The 15,130-nt window shown below is 72.5% G+C and carries 15 protein-coding genes and 1 pseudogene; 1 reads left to right on the forward strand and 15 read right to left on the reverse strand.

The annotated features are described in order from the left end of the window. The 14 genes and pseudogenes from VQ02_RS04275 to VQ02_RS04340 all read right to left on the reverse strand — a co-directional run. Positions 1 to 199, reverse strand: a pseudogene (locus VQ02_RS04275) (hypothetical protein); the annotation flags it as partial. Next, a complete protein-coding gene (gene fliR / locus VQ02_RS04280; RefSeq protein WP_048442925.1) occupies positions 199 to 954 on the reverse strand; it encodes a flagellar biosynthesis protein FliR in 756 nt (251 codons plus the stop codon). The gene fliR and the pseudogene VQ02_RS04275, both read right to left, overlap by 1 nt. Beyond that, positions 951 to 3,032: a flagellar biosynthesis protein FlhA gene (gene flhA / locus VQ02_RS04285; RefSeq protein WP_048442926.1), complete on the reverse strand. Its 2,082-nt coding sequence runs from the start codon at positions 3,030 to 3,032 to the stop codon at positions 951 to 953. The genes fliR and flhA overlap by 4 nt, the downstream gene beginning before the upstream one ends. 77 nt (positions 3,033 to 3,109) lie before the next feature. After that, positions 3,110 to 3,376 carry a flagellar biosynthesis protein FliQ gene (fliQ, locus tag VQ02_RS04290; RefSeq protein WP_048442927.1) on the reverse strand — a complete coding sequence of 89 codons (267 nt, stop codon included), beginning with the start codon at positions 3,374 to 3,376 and terminating at the stop codon, positions 3,110 to 3,112. 40 nt (positions 3,377 to 3,416) lie between these two features. Then, entirely contained in the window at positions 3,417 to 3,830 is a 414-nt protein-coding gene (gene flgD / locus VQ02_RS04295) for a flagellar hook assembly protein FlgD (RefSeq protein WP_048442928.1), read from the reverse strand. Further along, positions 3,831 to 4,364, reverse strand: coding sequence for a flagellar biosynthesis repressor FlbT (gene flbT / locus VQ02_RS04300; RefSeq protein ID WP_048442929.1), 534 nt, complete (start codon positions 4,362 to 4,364; stop codon positions 3,831 to 3,833). 8 nt (positions 4,365 to 4,372) lie between these two features. After that, entirely contained in the window at positions 4,373 to 4,720 is a 348-nt protein-coding gene (flaF, locus tag VQ02_RS04305) for a flagellar biosynthesis regulator FlaF (RefSeq protein ID WP_048442930.1), read from the reverse strand. A 72-nt stretch (positions 4,721 to 4,792) separates the two neighbouring features. Further along, a complete protein-coding gene (locus tag VQ02_RS04310) occupies positions 4,793 to 5,833 on the reverse strand; it encodes a flagellar hook-associated family protein (protein WP_048442931.1) in 1,041 nt (346 codons plus the stop codon). A gap of 43 nt (positions 5,834 to 5,876) precedes the next feature. Beyond that, positions 5,877 to 7,340 (reverse strand): flagellar hook-associated protein FlgK, encoded by a 1,464-nt coding sequence (gene flgK / locus VQ02_RS04315; RefSeq protein ID WP_048442932.1) that lies wholly within the window; start codon positions 7,338 to 7,340, stop codon positions 5,877 to 5,879. Between the two features lie 29 nt (positions 7,341 to 7,369). Further along, a complete protein-coding gene (locus VQ02_RS04320; RefSeq protein ID WP_048442933.1) occupies positions 7,370 to 8,644 on the reverse strand; it encodes a flagellar hook protein FlgE in 1,275 nt (424 codons plus the stop codon). 129 nt (positions 8,645 to 8,773) lie between these two features. Then, positions 8,774 to 10,102, reverse strand: a complete 1,329-nt coding sequence (gene fliI, locus VQ02_RS04325) for a flagellar protein export ATPase FliI (protein ID WP_048442934.1) — start codon at positions 10,100 to 10,102, stop codon at positions 8,774 to 8,776. 1 nt (position 10,103) lies between these two features. Next, positions 10,104 to 10,832: a flagellar basal-body rod protein FlgF gene (flgF, locus tag VQ02_RS04330; RefSeq protein ID WP_048442935.1), complete on the reverse strand. Its 729-nt coding sequence runs from the start codon at positions 10,830 to 10,832 to the stop codon at positions 10,104 to 10,106. A gap of 7 nt (positions 10,833 to 10,839) precedes the next feature. Continuing rightward, a complete protein-coding gene (locus VQ02_RS04335) occupies positions 10,840 to 12,066 on the reverse strand; it encodes a DUF1217 domain-containing protein (protein WP_048442936.1) in 1,227 nt (408 codons plus the stop codon). Positions 12,067 to 12,172: 106 nt separating this feature from the next. Continuing rightward, positions 12,173 to 12,748 (reverse strand): hypothetical protein, encoded by a 576-nt coding sequence (locus tag VQ02_RS04340; RefSeq protein ID WP_048442937.1) that lies wholly within the window; start codon positions 12,746 to 12,748, stop codon positions 12,173 to 12,175. Between the two features lie 181 nt (positions 12,749 to 12,929). Here VQ02_RS04340 and VQ02_RS04345 point away from each other — a divergent pair, with 181 nt between their 5' ends. Further along, on the forward strand, positions 12,930 to 13,280 hold the full coding sequence (locus VQ02_RS04345; protein ID WP_048442938.1) for a PilZ domain-containing protein: 351 nt from the start codon (positions 12,930 to 12,932) through the stop codon (positions 13,278 to 13,280). A gap of 93 nt (positions 13,281 to 13,373) precedes the next feature. On the opposite strand, the gene VQ02_RS04350 is transcribed toward VQ02_RS04345, so the two are convergent. Then, positions 13,374 to 15,116 (reverse strand): class I adenylate-forming enzyme family protein, encoded by a 1,743-nt coding sequence (locus VQ02_RS04350; protein WP_048442939.1) that lies wholly within the window; start codon positions 15,114 to 15,116, stop codon positions 13,374 to 13,376. Positions 15,117 to 15,130 lie beyond the last annotated feature (14 nt).

Below are 15,130 nucleotides of genomic sequence, written 5' to 3' on the forward strand. Positions count from 1 at the left end.
GCTTGGCGGTCGCCTCGAGCAGCATCGCGCCGTGGTCGGAGGAGGCGAGCGCCGCCAGCAGCCGGGCCCGGTCGGCCTCGAGCGCCGCCCCGCGCTCGCGGGTCGCCGCGAGCTCGATCTCGGCGGCTCTCCGCATCTGCTCCTGCACGGCGACGAGGCGCTTTGCCCGCGCGAGCCGGCTGCCGGTGCCCGCCGCCATCAGCCGCGCCGCAGCCAGGAGGCGTAGCCGAGGAGGAACTGGGTCATGAACTCGCCCGCGAGATAGTAGAGCATCAGGAGGCCGCCGAACATCACGAAGGGCGTGGCGACGAAGTAGACCGGGATCGTCGGGGTGAGCTTGTTGACGAAGCCCGCCGCCAGGTTGAACAGGATGGCGTAGATGATGAACGGCGCGGTGATGCGCAGGCCCAGCATGAAGGCGGCGGCGACCTGGTCGACGATCCGGGTCAGGACCACCTGGGCGCCGACGCCCTCGCCGGGCGGAATGCGGGCGTAGGACTCGACGAGGCCGCGAAACAGCTCCCAGTGCAGGTCGGCGGCGAAGAGGATCGCGGTCGCGGTGAGCAGGATCAGCCCTTCCACTGCCGGCACCGGGTCGGTGCCCTCCACCGGCGAACCCGGCATGCCGCCGAAGCCGACCATGACCGAGGTCGCGTTCATGACCGTCTCGAGCACCAGGATGAAGATCCGGCCGAGAAAGCCGATCATCAGCCCGGTCAGGGTCTCGCTGGCGATCCAGACGAGCGTCTGCGCCGGGACTTGGCCGGCCAGGCGCGGCTCGAATTGCGGCACGATCAGGGGCGCGATCGCCAGCGAGACGGCGCCCGCGATGAGGAGCCGCACCTGCTGCGGCACCCGGGGGCTGGAGAAGCCCGGCACGACGAGGAGGCAGCCGCCGACCCGGCAGAAGATCAGGAAGACGGCGAGGAAGCTGTCCGGCCCGATCCCCGTCACGAGATGGTGCCCAGCGACTTGATCTCGACGCCGCGGGCGATCTCGAGGTGCGAGAGCACCGGCAGGGTCGGGAAGATCCGCTCGATGATCATCCGCACGTAGGGCCGGGCGTCCGGGGCGGTGACCAGGGCGAAGCTGTGCACCTCCCGCATCCGGGTACGGATCGCCTCCGCGGCCTCGGTGCCGAACTGCTCGACGAGGCGCGGGTCGATGTCGAACTCGACGACCTCGCCCTTGGCGTCGCGCTTCAGGCTCTGGTGGAACGACAGGTCCCAGCTGGCGCCGAGGCGCAGCACGTTGAGCACGCCGTTCTCGGCGAGGTCGCCGCAGATCTGCTGGGCCATGCGCATCCGCACGTGCTCGGCGATCTGCTCGGCCCGGCGCGCGTGCGGAGTTATCTCGGCGATGGCTTCCAGGATCAGGTGCAGGTTGCGGATCGAGACCCGCTCGGAGAGCAGCAGCTTGAGCACCGCCTGCAGGCCGGAATACGAGATCTGCGACGGGCAGACCTCGTCGAGGAGGCGCTTGTACTCGGGATCCAGGCGGTCGAGGAGGCCGCGCATGTCCTTGTAGGACAGGAACTGCGGCAGGTTGTTGCGGATCACCTCGGAGAGGTGGGTGAGCAGCACCGAGGCGCCGTCGATCGGCTCGAAGCCGCCGCGGCGCACCTCGCCGGCGTAGGAATCCATCACCCACAGGGCCTTGAGGCCGAAGGCGGGCTCGCGCACCTCGTCGCTCGGCACGTCGGGGCGGGGGCCGTCGCCCACCACCACCAGCATCTCGCCCGGGCGCAGCTCTTGGGCGGCCGCCACGGTGCCGTGGATCAGGATCTGGTAGCTCTTCGGCGGCAGCGAGAGGTTGTCGGTGACCTTGATGTCCGGCACCACGAAGCCGTACTGGCGGGCGAACTTGCGCCGCATCTTGGCGACCCGGTGGCCGAGTTCGGCGTGGGAGGCCTGGATCTGCGAGGCCGCCTGGCGGCCGAGGCACAGCTCGATCTCCGGGGTCTTCAGCGAATCCTTGACCGAGTCCTTCGCCTCGGCCTGCCGCTGCGCCTCCTCCGCCTTCGCCTTGGCTTCCGCAGCGGCGGCCTGCGCCTCGAGGCGCTTGGGAATCGTGCGGGCGACGAAGAACAGGAGCCCGCTCAGGGCCACGAAGGGCAGGAAGGGCAGGCCCGGCACCAGGGCGAACACGCCCATCAGGGCCGCCGCCACTAGGAGCGCGCGCGGATAGGCGCCGAGCTGGCCGATCACCGCCTGCTCGGCGGTGCCCCGTGTGCCGCCCTTCGAGACGAGCAGGCCCGCGGCGAGCGAGACGATCAGGGCCGGGATCTGCGAGACGAGGCCGTCGCCGACCGAGAGCTTGGTGAAGATGTCGGCGGCGGTGCCGAGCGGCAGGCCGTGCCGCGTCGTGCCGATGATGATGCCGCCGAAGACGTTGACCGCGATCGTGATGAGCGAGGCCACCGCCTCGCCGCGCACGAACTTCGAGGCGCCGTCCATCGAGCCGAAGAAGGCGCTCTCCTCCTCGAGCTCCCGGCGCCGGCGCTGCGCCTCCTTGTCGTCGATCAGCCCGGCATTGAGGTCGGCGTCGATCGCCATCTGCTTGCCGGGGATGGCGTCGAGGGTGAAGCGGGCGCCGACCTCGGCGATGCGGGTCGCGCCCTTGGTGATGACGAGGAAGTTGACCGTGATCAGGATCAGGAACACCACGATCCCGATCACGAAGTCGCCGCTCATCACGAACTGCGAGAAGCCCTGGATGACGTGCCCGGCGGCGTCGACGCCGTTCTGGCCGTTGGCCAGGATCAGCCGCGTCGTCGCGATGCCCAACGCCAGCCGCAGCAGCGTGGCGATCAGCAGCACGGTCGGGAAGGACGAGAACTCGAGCGGCTTCTGGATCCAGAGCGCCACCATCAGGATCAGCACCGACAGGGCGATCGAGAAGGCGAGCCCGATGTCGATGAGCACCGCCGGCACCGGCAGGAACAGCACTGCCAGGATCGCCACGATGCCGGCCGCGAAGCCGAAATCCCGCCGCGACTTGCGCTCGACCGCGAGCGCCGCGCCCACCGCCATGACGTCACCATCCTCCGCGAAGGCTTTTCGCGATGAGGTGTGCCACCGCTAGCTTGCGTGGGGGTTGGGCGGGTGCGTCAGAACCCCGTCGCGATCCGGCCGTAGGCGGCCTCCGCGAAGGCGTGGATCTGCGAGCCCACGAAGGTGCCGGTGACGAGGAGCACCAGCAGGATCACCACGATCTTCGGCACGAAGGTCAGGGTGACCTCCTGGATCTGGGTGAGAGCCTGGAGCAGGGCTACCACGATGCCGACCAGCATCGCGGCGCCGACCGCGGGGCCGGCGGCGACGATCACCGTCCAGATCGCGGCGCGGACGAGCTCAAGGGCGTCGACCTCGTTCATGACCGTGCCCTGATGGCTGCCTGCGGGACTGACACGCGGGCTACTGTATCACGACCCCGGAGGCGAGCAGCACGTCGGCTCCGTTGGTGAGGCGGGCAAGCGCCCCGTCGCTCGTCACCCGGACCGACTGGACCGTGCCGGTCACGGTGCCGTCCGCCGAGGTGAGGGTGCGGCCGATGACGGTATCGGCCTGGTCGAGGAAGCTCGAGGCGAGCAGCGAATCGAGCTTCTGGTTGGTCTTGGTCGCCTGCTCGACCTGCGTGAAGCTGGCGATCTGGCCGACATACTCGGTCGAATCCATCGGCTTCGTCGGGTCCTGGTTCTTGAGCTGCGCCATCAGCAGCGTCAGGAAGGTGTCCGAATTCAGCTTGGCGGCGACGGAGCTGCCGGCCTTGGCGGCGGCGCCCGTCGCAGTGGTGCCCGCGGTGGCGCTGGTGGTGCTGTCGACGGTCATTCAGGCCTCCGGGTCGAGGGCGGGCAGGGCAGGGGAAGCGGAGCGGCGGCCCGCCGCCGGGGGCCGGCCGGCGCCGCGCTCCCGATGCCGCTCGACGCCGCGGGTGCGGCGGCCGAGCGCCGCGAGGGCTGGCACCGGCGCGGCGGGCGCGGTGCCCGCCGCCATCAGGGCGGCCTCGAGGGGGTAGAGCCCGCGGATCAGCTTCAGCGCCTCGAACAGGCGGCCGGCCTCGACGAGGGCGTGGGCCGTGCCGAGCCCGTCGCGCAGCACCGCCTCGCCGGTCGTGGCGAGGAGGCCGGCCCGGATGCCGTCGTAGAGCGCCCGCCCCGCCTCGGCCTGGCCGGGATCGATCAGCATGGTCTGGGCCGCGAAGTAGAGCTGGCGCAGGGGCGTCGTTGCCTCCTCGGCCTGGAGCACGTGGCTCTCCAGCAGGAAGGTCGCGTCGTTGAGGAGCTCGATCGCCACCTTGCGGTCGACCCGCAGCACGGCGCCGTTGATGTAGATCCGCTCCCCGGCTCGCAGCGACAGACGCATGGCGCCGCTCACCTGAGCCCGTCGCGGATCGAGGTGTTCACCTCGATCAGGGCAGCGAGGCTGCGCTCGGGCGAGCGCAGCACCTCGCCGGCCTCGCGCATGGTCCAGGCGCCGATCGAGACGAGGTTGTCCCGGAGAGCTGCGGGCAGCGCGTTCTCGGGCGCCAGCAGATCGGCGATCAGGACGTTCCAGAGATCCTGCACGAACCCCACGGCGGCGGTCCGCTCCGGTCCGCCGAGGCCGCGGGCCTCGGCGTCGCGCAGGAGGGCGAGCGCCCGGTCGAACGCGGCGCATTCGCGCTCGCGGCCGACCTCCGGGGCGTCCTCCAGGATCTCGGAATAGGAAAAGCGGTACATCGGGCCGATGCCTCGTCGGTCTGGTGTCTGCGCGTGTCGAAAAGGCGTCGCGTGGGCCGGCGCGGCCGGGCGCTACGCGACGTATTTCAGGAGCGTGAGGCCCTGGAGCTGCGCGGTGAGGGCGTAGGACATCTGAAGCTGGGTCGTCGCGGCGTCGAGCCGGGTCTTGGCCTCGGCCGGGTCGACCGCCTCGAGGCGGGCGATCTCCTTGGTGATGAGGCTCGACTGGGCGTCGAGCCGGGTGTTGGCGTCGGTGATCCGCGACTGGCTGCGGCCGAGATCGGCCTGGAGCGACACCAGCCCGGCGCTGCCCTTGCTGAGGAGGCCCATCACCCGCTCGGAGACGGCGGCCTGGGCATCGGCCGAGAGGCCGGTGAGGCCGAGCCCCGCCACGGTCGCGGCCTGGGCGAGCTGGCGGAAGGCCGTCTCGTCGGCGGTGACGGAGGTGGTGACGGTCTCGCTCAGGGAGATCCGGCTGGTGACGGCGTTGCCCGAGGCCTGCGACCAGATGGTGCCCCAGTTCGGGTCGGCAAACTGGGCCGCGACCGTCCCTTCGAGGAAGTTCGTCACCTGCGCCGCCGTCAGGGTGGCGGCGCGGGGATCGCTCGGCAGGAAGCCGAAGGCCGCCTGGAACGCCGATCGCGCCGCGTCGCCGGCCGCTGCTCCGGCCCCGTCGCGGATCGGGCTCGTCCGGGTGTTGGTGCCGGAGAAGAGCGCCTGGCCGTCCGCCGAGGTGTTGAGGAGGCCGGTGAGCGAGGCGAGGGTGTCGCCAGCGGAGGCCGCCATCGCGGCGACGCGCTTGTCCGCCGGCAGCCCGGTCAGGGTGGCGAGGGTGGCGTCGGCCGATTTCTGCATCTGCTGCAGGGCCGACTGGCTCGCGCTCAGGCGCAGGGCGCTGAGGCCGTTGCCGTCCTTGAGGGCGGCGATCTCCGCCGCGCTCTGGCGCAGGCCGAGGCTGCGGCTCACCTGGCCGCCGAGGGCGAGGCCGATATCAGCGTGGCGGCTCTCGACGATCTCCTGGTTGGCCTTGGCGATCTCGGCCTGGAGCCGGCTCGTGCCGCTGCGGGAGGAGTTCCACAGGCCGAGGCTGGAGATGTAGCTCGTGGTCATCATGGCTGGCAGGGCTCTGTCTCTGGAACGCCGCGCCCGAGGCGCCTCACCGGACGGCGTCCAGGAGGGTCTTCAGGAGGTCGTCCACCATGGTCAGGATCTTGGCCGAGGCGGTGTAGGAGCGTTCGAGCTGCAGGGTCAGGGCGATCTCGTCGTCGCCGTTGACGCCGACCGCGTTCGAGAGGGCGTCGCTCGCCCGGCTCAGGAGCGTCGTCTGGTAGGCCGAGTCGGTCGAGGCGGCCTTGCGGGTCGCCTCGAGCCAGCCGGCGGAATCCGCCGCGAAGCCCGCCAGCGTGGCGGTCTCCCGCAGCGAGGGCCCGGGATCGAAGCTCCGCGCCGTCGCGAGCCGGCTCGCCAGGTCGCGCAGGCGGTCGGCATAGGCCGCGTCCGTCCCGGGATTCGCCCGGTAGGCGCTGCCATTCATGCCGCCGTCGCGCAGGGTCGCGACCGTGCCGCCCGCCTGCGGGTCGGCCGCGGCGTTGAGGGAGATGCGGGTGGCGAGACCCGCCTGCGAGGCCGGCAGGGCGCCGCCGGCGCCCGCCGTGAACAGGCCGGCGGCCGGGCCCTGGTAGAGCGGGTCGCCCGGGCTGCGGGTGTCCGTCTCCTGGAAGGCGTCGACGAGGGCCGCGGCGATCGCGTCGAGCTGGTTCTCGTAGGCGACCGTGGTCTCGTCCCGCAGGCTGGCGAGCCCGGCGAGGCGCCCGCCGGTGATCCGCATCGGCGAGGCGGCGCCGGTGACCGGCACGCCGTCGACCGTGACGGCGGCCCCGGCCGTGCCCGCGGAGAAGCCCGCGCTCGGGGTGAAGCTCACCGTCCGGGCGCCCCGGTCGTAGAGTGCGACGCCGCTGTCCGTGGTGATCGCCATGTCGCCGCCGGGGCGGTTGTCGACCCGGATGCCGATCTCCTCGGAGAGCTGCGATAGGACGCGGTCGCGGTCGTCGAGGCTGTCGCTGACGTCCTGGCCGCTCGCGGTGCCGCGCATCACCGCCCGGTTGGCCCGGTCGAACTGGCCGAGCAGGTCGTTGATCCGCGCCGCCGAGTCCGCCATGCCCTGGTCGGCCTGGGCCCGCACGTCGTGCACGGCCGCCGCCGCCCCGTTGAGGCTGGCGGCGAGGTCGCGGGCGCTCTCCACCGCGGCCCGGGCGAGCTCGGCGTCGTCCGGACGGTTGGCGGCGGCCTGGAGGGCCGCGTTGAGGGCGCCGAGCCGGGCGGCCGGCGAGCCCGCATCGGCGGTGTCGCCCACCGTCCGCGACAGGGCGGTGAGGCCGTCGAGGAGGGCCTGGGCGCCCGCCGAGGCGGCGCCGGCCGAGAGCGTGCGGGCGAACAGGGCCGCGTCGCTCGCGCGGGTCACGACCACCGTCGCGCCGCCCGCGCCGGTCACCAGGGTGGCGATCTTGCGCGAGTAGCCGGGATCGTTCGCCCCCGCGGTGTTGCGCGCGGAGGTCGCGATCTGGCTCGACGTGGCGAGCAGCGCCGAGCGCGCCGTGGTGAGCGCGAGCGAGAGGCCCATCTGTCAGCTCCCGGTAGCCGGTCTCAGGCTTACCGCTTCAGGTTCATCAGGGTGTCGAGCAGCTCGTTGCCGGTCGTGAACACCTTGGAGTTGGCGGTGTAGATCGACTGCGACTCGATCATCGCGGTGAGCTCGGAGCTGACGTCGACGTTCGACTGCTCGAGCGCGCCCGCCTTGATCACGCCGCGGCCGTTCTGGCTGGTGAAGCCGACCTGGATGTCGCCCGAATCGACGCTCGGGCGGAAGACGTTGCCGGAGCGCGGCTCGAGGTTGTCCGGGCTCGCCACCGTGGCGAGGGGCACCTTGAAGGCCGCCAGCCGGGTGCCGTCGTTGAAGGTGGCGTAGACGGTGCCGTCGCTGCCGAACTCCTGGCCGGTGACCGCCGCCGGGGCCTTGCCGTTGGCCTTGCCCTCGACGCTGTAGTCGCCGGCGAGCTGACTCAGGCCGGAGATGTCGATGGCGACCGGGTCGCCGTTGCCGCCCGGGACAGTCAGGTTGATGGATTTCGGCCCCGTATAGGCGACCGGCAGGCCGGCGACCTGGGTGCCGGCGAGCTTGCCCTCAGGATCGAAGCCGACCGTCGTGGTGGCGAGCGCGGCGCCGGCCGGCAGGTTCGGGGTGGTGCCGGCCGGGGTCGGGTTGGCGGCCGCGTCGTAGATCGAGATCGACCACGTGCCGCCGGTGTTCTTCGCGAAGTAGACGTCGAGGGTCTTGGCCTGGCCGAGCCGGTCGTAGGTCACCAGGGAGTACTTCTTCGAGTACTGGCCGGCCGCCGCGGCGTTCCCGTCGACGGGCAGCTTGCCCGACAGGCTGCCCTCGGAGGTCGCCTGCGCCCGGGTGCTGACCGACGAGAGGTTGATCGGCACCATGTCGGCGACGCTGTTGAGCGTCGGGTTGGGCTCGCCGTCGAGGAGGCTGTAGCCCATCAGGGTCATGCCGGCGGCGTTGGTGAAGTTGCCGGTGGTGCCGTCGACCACGAAGTTGCCGGACCGGGTCAGGTAGGGCGCGTCGGTGGCGTCCTTGACCACGAAGAAGCCGTTGCCGTCGATGGCGATGTCGGTCTTCGAGTTCGTGGCGGCGATCGTGCCGTTCTCGGTCACCGCGCGGCGCACCGTGGTCTCGACCGAGCCCGAGTTGTAGTTGCCGCTCGCACTCTCCTCGATCAGCAGCGAGGAGAACTCCGTCGAGCTGCGCTTGTAGCCTGTGGTGCTCGAGTTCTGGATGTTCTCCGCCACCGTCGAGATGCGGTTCGACTGGGCGTTCATGCCCGACACACCGGTGCGCAGCACGCCGATGAGACTCATTGCGGGACCTCGTTCGTCAGGATGTTCGGGTTGGATGCGGGCGGAACGCGACGCGCACCGTCAAGGCTCGGGGCGGAGTAGACCCGCGCAGGCTTGCGCGGGGCTGGAAGGAGGGGCCGGGTCATCGCGTCAGCCCCGCAGGCTCTGGGCGAGCTCGAGGAACGCGTCCTGGCTCGCGGGCTGGCTCGGATCCTGCCGCAGGGCGTCGTAGATCCGCGGCACTAGGCCGATGGCCTGGTCGAGCTCGGCGTCGGTCCCGGCCCGGTAGCCGCCCATCAGGCGCAGGTCCCGGGTCTCCTCGAAGCGGGCCATCATCGCCCGGAGCTTGCGGATCAGGTCGCGCTGCTCGGGCGTCCAGACCTCGGTGGCGAGCCGCGAGATCGAGCCGAGCAGGTCCACCGCCGGGTAGCGCCCCTGCTCGGCGATGGTGCGGTCGAGGACGACGTGGCCGTCGAGGGTGCCGCGGATGCTGTCGGCGACGGGATCGTTGTGGTCGTCGCCGTCCACCAGCACCGAGAACACGCCCGTGATGGTCCCGCGCCCCTCGAGGCCGGGGCCCGCCCGCTCGAGCAGGCGCGGCAGGTCGGAGAAGACGCTCGGCGGGTAGCCTCTAGCCACCGCCGGCTCGCCCGCCGCCAGCGCCACGTCCCGGGCGGCGTGGGCGTAGCGGGTCACCGAGTCGACGATCAGGAGCACCGCTTCGCCGCGATCGCGAAACGCCTCGGCGACCGCGAGGGCGGCCCTCGGCGCCTGGCGGCGCATCATCGGGCTCTCGTCGCCGGTCGAGACCACCACCACGGCCCGGTCGCGGCTCGGGGCGAGCGGTCCTTCCAGGAACTCGCGCACCTCGCGCCCGCGCTCGCCCACCAGGGCAACCACGACGCTGTCGAAGCCCTTCGCCCCCGCCAGCATGGCGAGGAGGGTCGACTTGCCGACGCCCGATCCGGCGAAGATGCCGATGCGCTGGCCGGCGCAGAGCGGCGTGAACAGGTCGAGGGCCCGCACCCCGGTGCGCAGGGGCGCGCGCACCCGGGCCCGGCCGAGGGCCGCCGGCGGGTCGGCGTCGAGGGGAGTGGCGCGCTCGCCCGGGCTGAGGGGGCCGGAACCGTCGACCGGGCGCCCGAGGGCGTCGATGACCCGGCCCTTCCAGCTCGGGTCGGGGCGCAGCTCCGCCGGCCCGAGGCGGTGGGCGAGGGTGCCGATCCCGGCCTCGATCCGGCTCTCGTAGGCCTTGAGCGTCGCGCCCTCGGCGTCGACGCGGACGATCTCGCCGACCTGCACCCGCCCGCCGGCCTGGAAGGCCATGCGGTCGCCGAGGCGCACGAAGGGTGAGACGCCGCCGATCCGGCAGGCGCTCGCGGTGACCTCGCGGATCGGCCCGCCGACCCGCACCAGGGCGCCCTCGCGCCCGGCGGCCTGCACGGCCTCGGCGAGGCGCGCGATCGGATCGCCCTTCATGCTAGCTGCCCTGCGGCGAGAGCGTCTTCACGGCGCTCTGGAGCGAGGACTCGGCCTCCGCGGTCGCCGTGGCGGCGCTCTCGAAGGCGCGCTGGATGGTGATGAGCTTCGTCATCTCCATGATCGGGTTGACGTTCGAGCCCTCGACGTAGCCCTGCACGATCCCGATGCCGGTGAAGTCCTGCACGGGGCGCGCCGGCAGGCTGGAGGCGACGGCGTTGCCCGGTGCGCGGGTGAGCGCCGCCTTCTTGTCGAGGGTGAACAGGCCGAGCGCCCCGACCTGGTTGGTGCCCTGGTAGATGCTGCCGTCGCGCCCGATGGTGGGTGGGCCGGCCTGCGGGTCGAGGAGCAGGGCTGAGCCGCCCGGATCGAGCACCGGCTGCCCGGTCAAGGTGCGCAACTGCCCGGTGGCGTCCATGGTCAGGCGCCCGTCGCGGGTATAGGCTGGGCCGGACGCTCCGCCGATCCCGAGCCAGGCGTCGCCCTGCACGGCGACGTCGAGGGGGGAGTCGGTCTTGGTGATCGGCCCGGAGGCCCGCGACAGGTAGGTGTCGCCCGAGCCCGTGAAGGCCACCGCGCCCTTGGTCGCCTGGGCGAGCAGGGCGGAGAACTTGGTCTCCTCGGCGTGGAAGCCCGCCGTCGCCATGTTGGCGACGTTGTTGGCGGTGGTCGTCAGGCGCTTGTCGAGCGCGACCTGGGCCGAGAGGTTGACGTAGAGGCTGTTCTGCATCGCCGCCTCACGCCCCGCCCACGCCGAACAGCGCCAGGATGGGGTCGGTGCCGGTGTTGTTCTGCGCGTCCCAGATCGCCGCGAAGCGCCGCACGAAGGCCTCGACCTTGGCCGGGTCCTGGAAGCTCGCAAGGTCGATCTTCTCGGCGATGAGGGCGGCGCGCTGGGCCAGGGCCTCGCTGGTCGTGGCGCCGCTCGTCGCCGGCAGGCCGATCACCGTGTTGGCGACCTTGGTCAGCGCCGCGTCCCCGAGGATGTCGTAGCCGCTGTTGAGCGTCGCCGCCTTGCGGGCGAAGTAGAGGGCGAGGCGCACGCCCGTGTCCTCGTCGCCCGCGTCCGATTCCAGGCTCTCGCGCAGGTAGGCATCGACCACGCCCCGGACGTTGGCGTTGGGGGAGAGGTCGGTGCCGATGCCGATGTCGACGGCGGTCTGTCCGGGCGCGGACAGGGCGGCGTTGCTCACGCCCAGCGTGCGGTTCGTGCCCCCGGCGAGGTAGACCGTGTCGGCGTCCACGCCGCTGCCGCCGGGCGTGCCGTCGAAGCCGAGGTCGGTATAGGCGGTGGTCTCGAAGAACAGGCGGCCCTGCACGTCGATGCCGACCTGCACCTTGCCCATCAGCCCCTCGGCGCCCGAGGCGGCGATCTGGGCGCTGATTGCCGCGCCGATCTCGGTCGGGGTGACATTGGCGAGGTCCGCGACCTTGCCGGCGAGGCTCGCCCCGTTGAGGACGACGGTGGCGGTCTTCGTCGTCGTCGCGTCGACCTGGGACGAGACCGTGAATCGCGCCTCGTTGGTGCCGGTGAAGTCGTAGGACGCGTCGAGCGCGCCCGGCAGGGACAGCCTGGCGCTGCCCGCCGGGGTCTGGCTGGCGTCGGTCAGCACCGGGTCGGTGCCGGTCGCCGACGCGCCCTGCGCGAAGTCGAAGGCCCGCGCGAAGGCGATGTAGCGCTCGTCCGCCAGGCGGTTGGCGAAGGAGGCGGCCGTGCCCGTGCCCTCGGTGAGGACCTTGCGCATGAACGCCTTGGCGTAGGTCATGTCCTCGAGGCCGAAGGCCTTCATGGCGTAGGCGTAGAGCCGCCGGTCGGCCATCAGGTCGTCGACCGACTTCACCTTGCCGATATTGGCCTCGTAATAGGCGGTCTCGCGGGCCACGACCGCCTCGGCGCCCTTGCGCTGCAGCGAGGTCGCCAGGTTCCGGGACAGGAGCATGTAGCTCGTCAGGGTGCTCGTCACGGATGATGTCTCCGGCCCGTCGGCGCGGTGGGGCGGGGCGGCACGAGGCCCCGATGCGGCCTCCGCTCTAGGGGGCCACGCTTGTCCCAGGCTTGCTGCGGTGCGGTCACAGCGGCGTCGGCCCGATGATGGTCTCGGTCGTGATGACGATCCAGCCGGCGCCGGTGCTGCGGATCGACAGCACCCGGCCGGCTCCCGGCAGGGTGGATCCGACGCCGACCTGGTGAAGGCCGGTCCGGTCCTCCACCACCGCCTGCCCGGCGGAGGCCCGCCGCAGGGCGTAGCCCTCCTGCCGCGGGGCGGTGCGCTCCGGCAGGGCGGCGGCCGATGCGGAGAGCTGGGAGGGGGCGGGCGGAGCCTCCGGCAGAGATCCGGTGACCAGGGGATCGAGCTCGGCCTCGGGCGCCCTGTCCTGCGCGGCGGGCTGGCCCTGTGTGACGGTCCGCTTCCAGGCGAAGGGGCCGGTGCTCGTCGGCAGCACCGCCCGCACGTCGTAGGGCCGGGCCGGCTGGGACAGGGTGTAGCCGGCGAACCCGCTGGCCGTGAGCGCCAGCAGCACGGCGGCTCCGAACACGCCGCGCTCCATTGCGGCCTCCCGGGCCCGGCGGCGCGCGATCAGGCGCGCGATCGGGCTCTCCGGGGGGAGGAGGGGGCGCTTCGGTGTGGCCGGGGCTGCGGGCATGGCCGGGATCGGTCGGGACGTTGATGGCTAACGAGAGATGAAGGATCAGGCTTGACGGACGGTTAATGCGCCCGGCGATGCGCAGGATCGCGGGGACGCCGCCCCGTCCCGGGTTTCCGCGGGTCCGGGAAATGCCCTACAGGTCGCCGGAAGGGCCGCCACGGCCCGGGGCGGGGAGCGCATGACCGATCGACCGCAGATCGAGACGGAGCACCCGGAGGGCGCACACGCTGGCGAGGGGACCGGCATCGCCGGCCTGATCCCCCGCGCGGCCCGGCGCCGGCGCGTGTTCCAGCAGGGGCGGATCGTGCTCGGCCCCGACCGCCTCGTCGCCTGCGAGGTCACGGACGTTTCGGCCGCGGGCGCGCGCCTGCGCGTTCCCGCCCGCATCGCCCTGCCGGAGGCGTTCTCCCTGGTCATTGCCGCCCACGACCTGCGCACCGTCGCGGCGCACCTGCGCTGGCGGCGAGGCGACTACGCCGGGGTGACGTTCGGGGCGCCCTCGGCCGGAGAGACGGGGGCCGGGACCTGACCCCCGCTGACGCGGACGGCGCATCGCGGTCCGCCGCGGAGCCCGGGACGACGATGGCGGCGGTCGACCCCGTCGCGAGGGTCGGACGGTTCCTCAGAACAGCCGCTTCAGCTCGCTCTTCAGGATCTTGCCGTTGGGGTTGCGGGGCAGGATCTCGTCGTGGAGCAGGATGCGGACCGGCACCTTGAAGGCGGCGAGCCGCTCGGCCACGAAGGCGCGCAGGCCCTCCTCCGTCGCCTCCTGCCCGCGGGCGATCGCGACTACGGCGCCGGGCTCCTCGCCCAGCGTCGGATGCGGGATGCCGACCACCGCGGCGTCGACCACCGCCGGGTGCTCGTAGAGGACGCTCTCGACCTCGCCGCAATAGATGTTCTCGCCGCCGCGGATCAGCATGTCCTTGGCCCGGTCGACGATGGTGACGAAGCCCTCGGAATCGATCCGCGCCAGGTCGCCGGTGCGCAGCCAGCCGCCGCGAAACACCTCGGCGCTGGCGTCGGGCCGGTTCCAGTAGCCCGCCACCACGTTCGGACCCTTCACCCACAGCTCCCCGACCTCGCCGGGCGGCAGGGCGTTCTCCTCGGGGTCCACCACCTTCGCCTCGCAGACCGGCAGGGGCGGGCCGCAGCTGTCGGGACGGTGGACGTAGTCCTCGGCCTGGTGGTGGGTGAAGGTGCCGGCGGTCTCGGTCATGCCCCAGCCGGTCGCCGGCTGGGCCCGCGGGAAGGTCGCGCGCAGGCGCCGCACCAGCTCGGCCGGGGCGGGGGCGCCGCCGTAGCTGATCGTCTCGAGGGAGGAGAGGTCGTGCGTCCCTGCCACCATCCCGTCGAGGAGCTGGAACGCGATCGTCGGCACGCCGCCGGCGCTGGTGCAGCGCTCGCGCTCGATCAGCGCCAGGGCGCGGGTGAGCTCCCAGCGGCGCATCATCACGAGGCGCCCGCCGCGGAAGAGGTTCGGCACCAGGGTGGCGAAGCAGCCGGTGACGTGGAACAGCGGGATCGAGAGCAGCGCCACCCGCTGCGGCGCGGACGGGTCCGGCACCGGCACCGCCTCGCCCCGGCGCAGGAAGGCCCGGGCGGCGGAGAACGGATGGGCCATCACCCCGCAGGCGCCGCCGCGGTGGGTGCCGACGGCCCCTTTCGAACGGCCGGTGGTCCCCGAGGTGTAGAACAGGGTGGCGGCGTCCTCCGGGTCGATGGCGAGGTCGGGCACCCGGCCCTCCGGCAGCCCGCTCCAGTCCGGCACCGCACCGATGACGTCGGCGAGGCTCTCGGTGCCCGGGCCGGCCGGTGCGCGGGCGACCAGGACCCGCTGCAAGGCCGGATAGCCGGCGCGGCGCTCGGCGATGCGGGCCCAGCGCTCCTCGTCGACGATCGCGACGCGGGCGCCGGAATCGGTGAAGCCGTGGTCGAGCTCGGGGCCGGTCCACCAGGCATTGAGCGGCGTCGCGACGGCGCCGGCCAGGATCGCCGCGAAGAACGCCACCGGCCATTCCGGCAGGTTGCGCATCGCGATCGCCACCCGGTCACCGGGCTCGACGCCGCCGCGGATCAGGTCGTCGGCCAGCGCCAGGGTGGCGCGGCTGAACGCCTCGAAGCTCGCCCGGTCGTCCTCGTAGACCAGGAAGGTCCTGTCCCCGTGCGCCCGCCCGGCCAGGAAGACGTCCCGCAGCGTGCCCGGCGCGTTGGCCCAGATCCGGGTCGGCACGCCGCGGATCGGGATCTCCGAGACCGCGAAGGGCGAGCCCGGCGCGGTCAGGCGCGCGGTCGCCTCGGCGAAGGTGAGGGCGGGCCAGGCTTTCTCGGTGTCGGGCTTCGTCGCGGCGGACGGCTCGGTCATCGGCGGGCTCGTGA

Source organism: Methylobacterium variabile (genome assembly GCF_001043975.1).
Lineage (GTDB): Bacteria > Pseudomonadota > Alphaproteobacteria > Rhizobiales > Beijerinckiaceae > Methylobacterium > Methylobacterium variabile.

Excerpts from the sequence above, each read along its gene's own strand:
- flhA (WP_048442926.1), bottom strand. The coding sequence starts at position 3,032 with ATGGCGGTGGGCGCGGCGCTCGCGGTCGAGCGCAAGTCGCGGCGGGAT.
- fliQ (WP_048442927.1), bottom strand. The coding sequence starts at position 3,376 with ATGAACGAGGTCGACGCCCTTGAGCTCGTCCGCGCCGCGATCTGGACG.
- flgD (WP_048442928.1), bottom strand. The coding sequence starts at position 3,830 with ATGACCGTCGACAGCACCACCAGCGCCACCGCGGGCACCACTGCGACG.
- flbT (WP_048442929.1), bottom strand. The coding sequence starts at position 4,364 with ATGCGTCTGTCGCTGCGAGCCGGGGAGCGGATCTACATCAACGGCGCC.
- flaF (WP_048442930.1), bottom strand. The coding sequence starts at position 4,720 with ATGTACCGCTTTTCCTATTCCGAGATCCTGGAGGACGCCCCGGAGGTC.
- VQ02_RS04310 (WP_048442931.1), bottom strand. The coding sequence starts at position 5,833 with ATGATGACCACGAGCTACATCTCCAGCCTCGGCCTGTGGAACTCCTCC.
- flgK (WP_048442932.1), bottom strand. The coding sequence starts at position 7,340 with ATGGGCCTCTCGCTCGCGCTCACCACGGCGCGCTCGGCGCTGCTCGCC.
- VQ02_RS04320 (WP_048442933.1), bottom strand. The coding sequence starts at position 8,644 with ATGAGTCTCATCGGCGTGCTGCGCACCGGTGTGTCGGGCATGAACGCC.
- fliI (WP_048442934.1), bottom strand. The coding sequence starts at position 10,102 with ATGAAGGGCGATCCGATCGCGCGCCTCGCCGAGGCCGTGCAGGCCGCC.
- flgF (WP_048442935.1), bottom strand. The coding sequence starts at position 10,832 with ATGCAGAACAGCCTCTACGTCAACCTCTCGGCCCAGGTCGCGCTCGAC.
- VQ02_RS04340 (WP_048442937.1), bottom strand. The coding sequence starts at position 12,748 with ATGCCCGCAGCCCCGGCCACACCGAAGCGCCCCCTCCTCCCCCCGGAG.
- VQ02_RS04345 (WP_048442938.1), top strand. The coding sequence starts at position 12,930 with ATGACCGATCGACCGCAGATCGAGACGGAGCACCCGGAGGGCGCACAC.
- VQ02_RS04350 (WP_048442939.1), bottom strand. The coding sequence starts at position 15,116 with ATGACCGAGCCGTCCGCCGCGACGAAGCCCGACACCGAGAAAGCCTGG.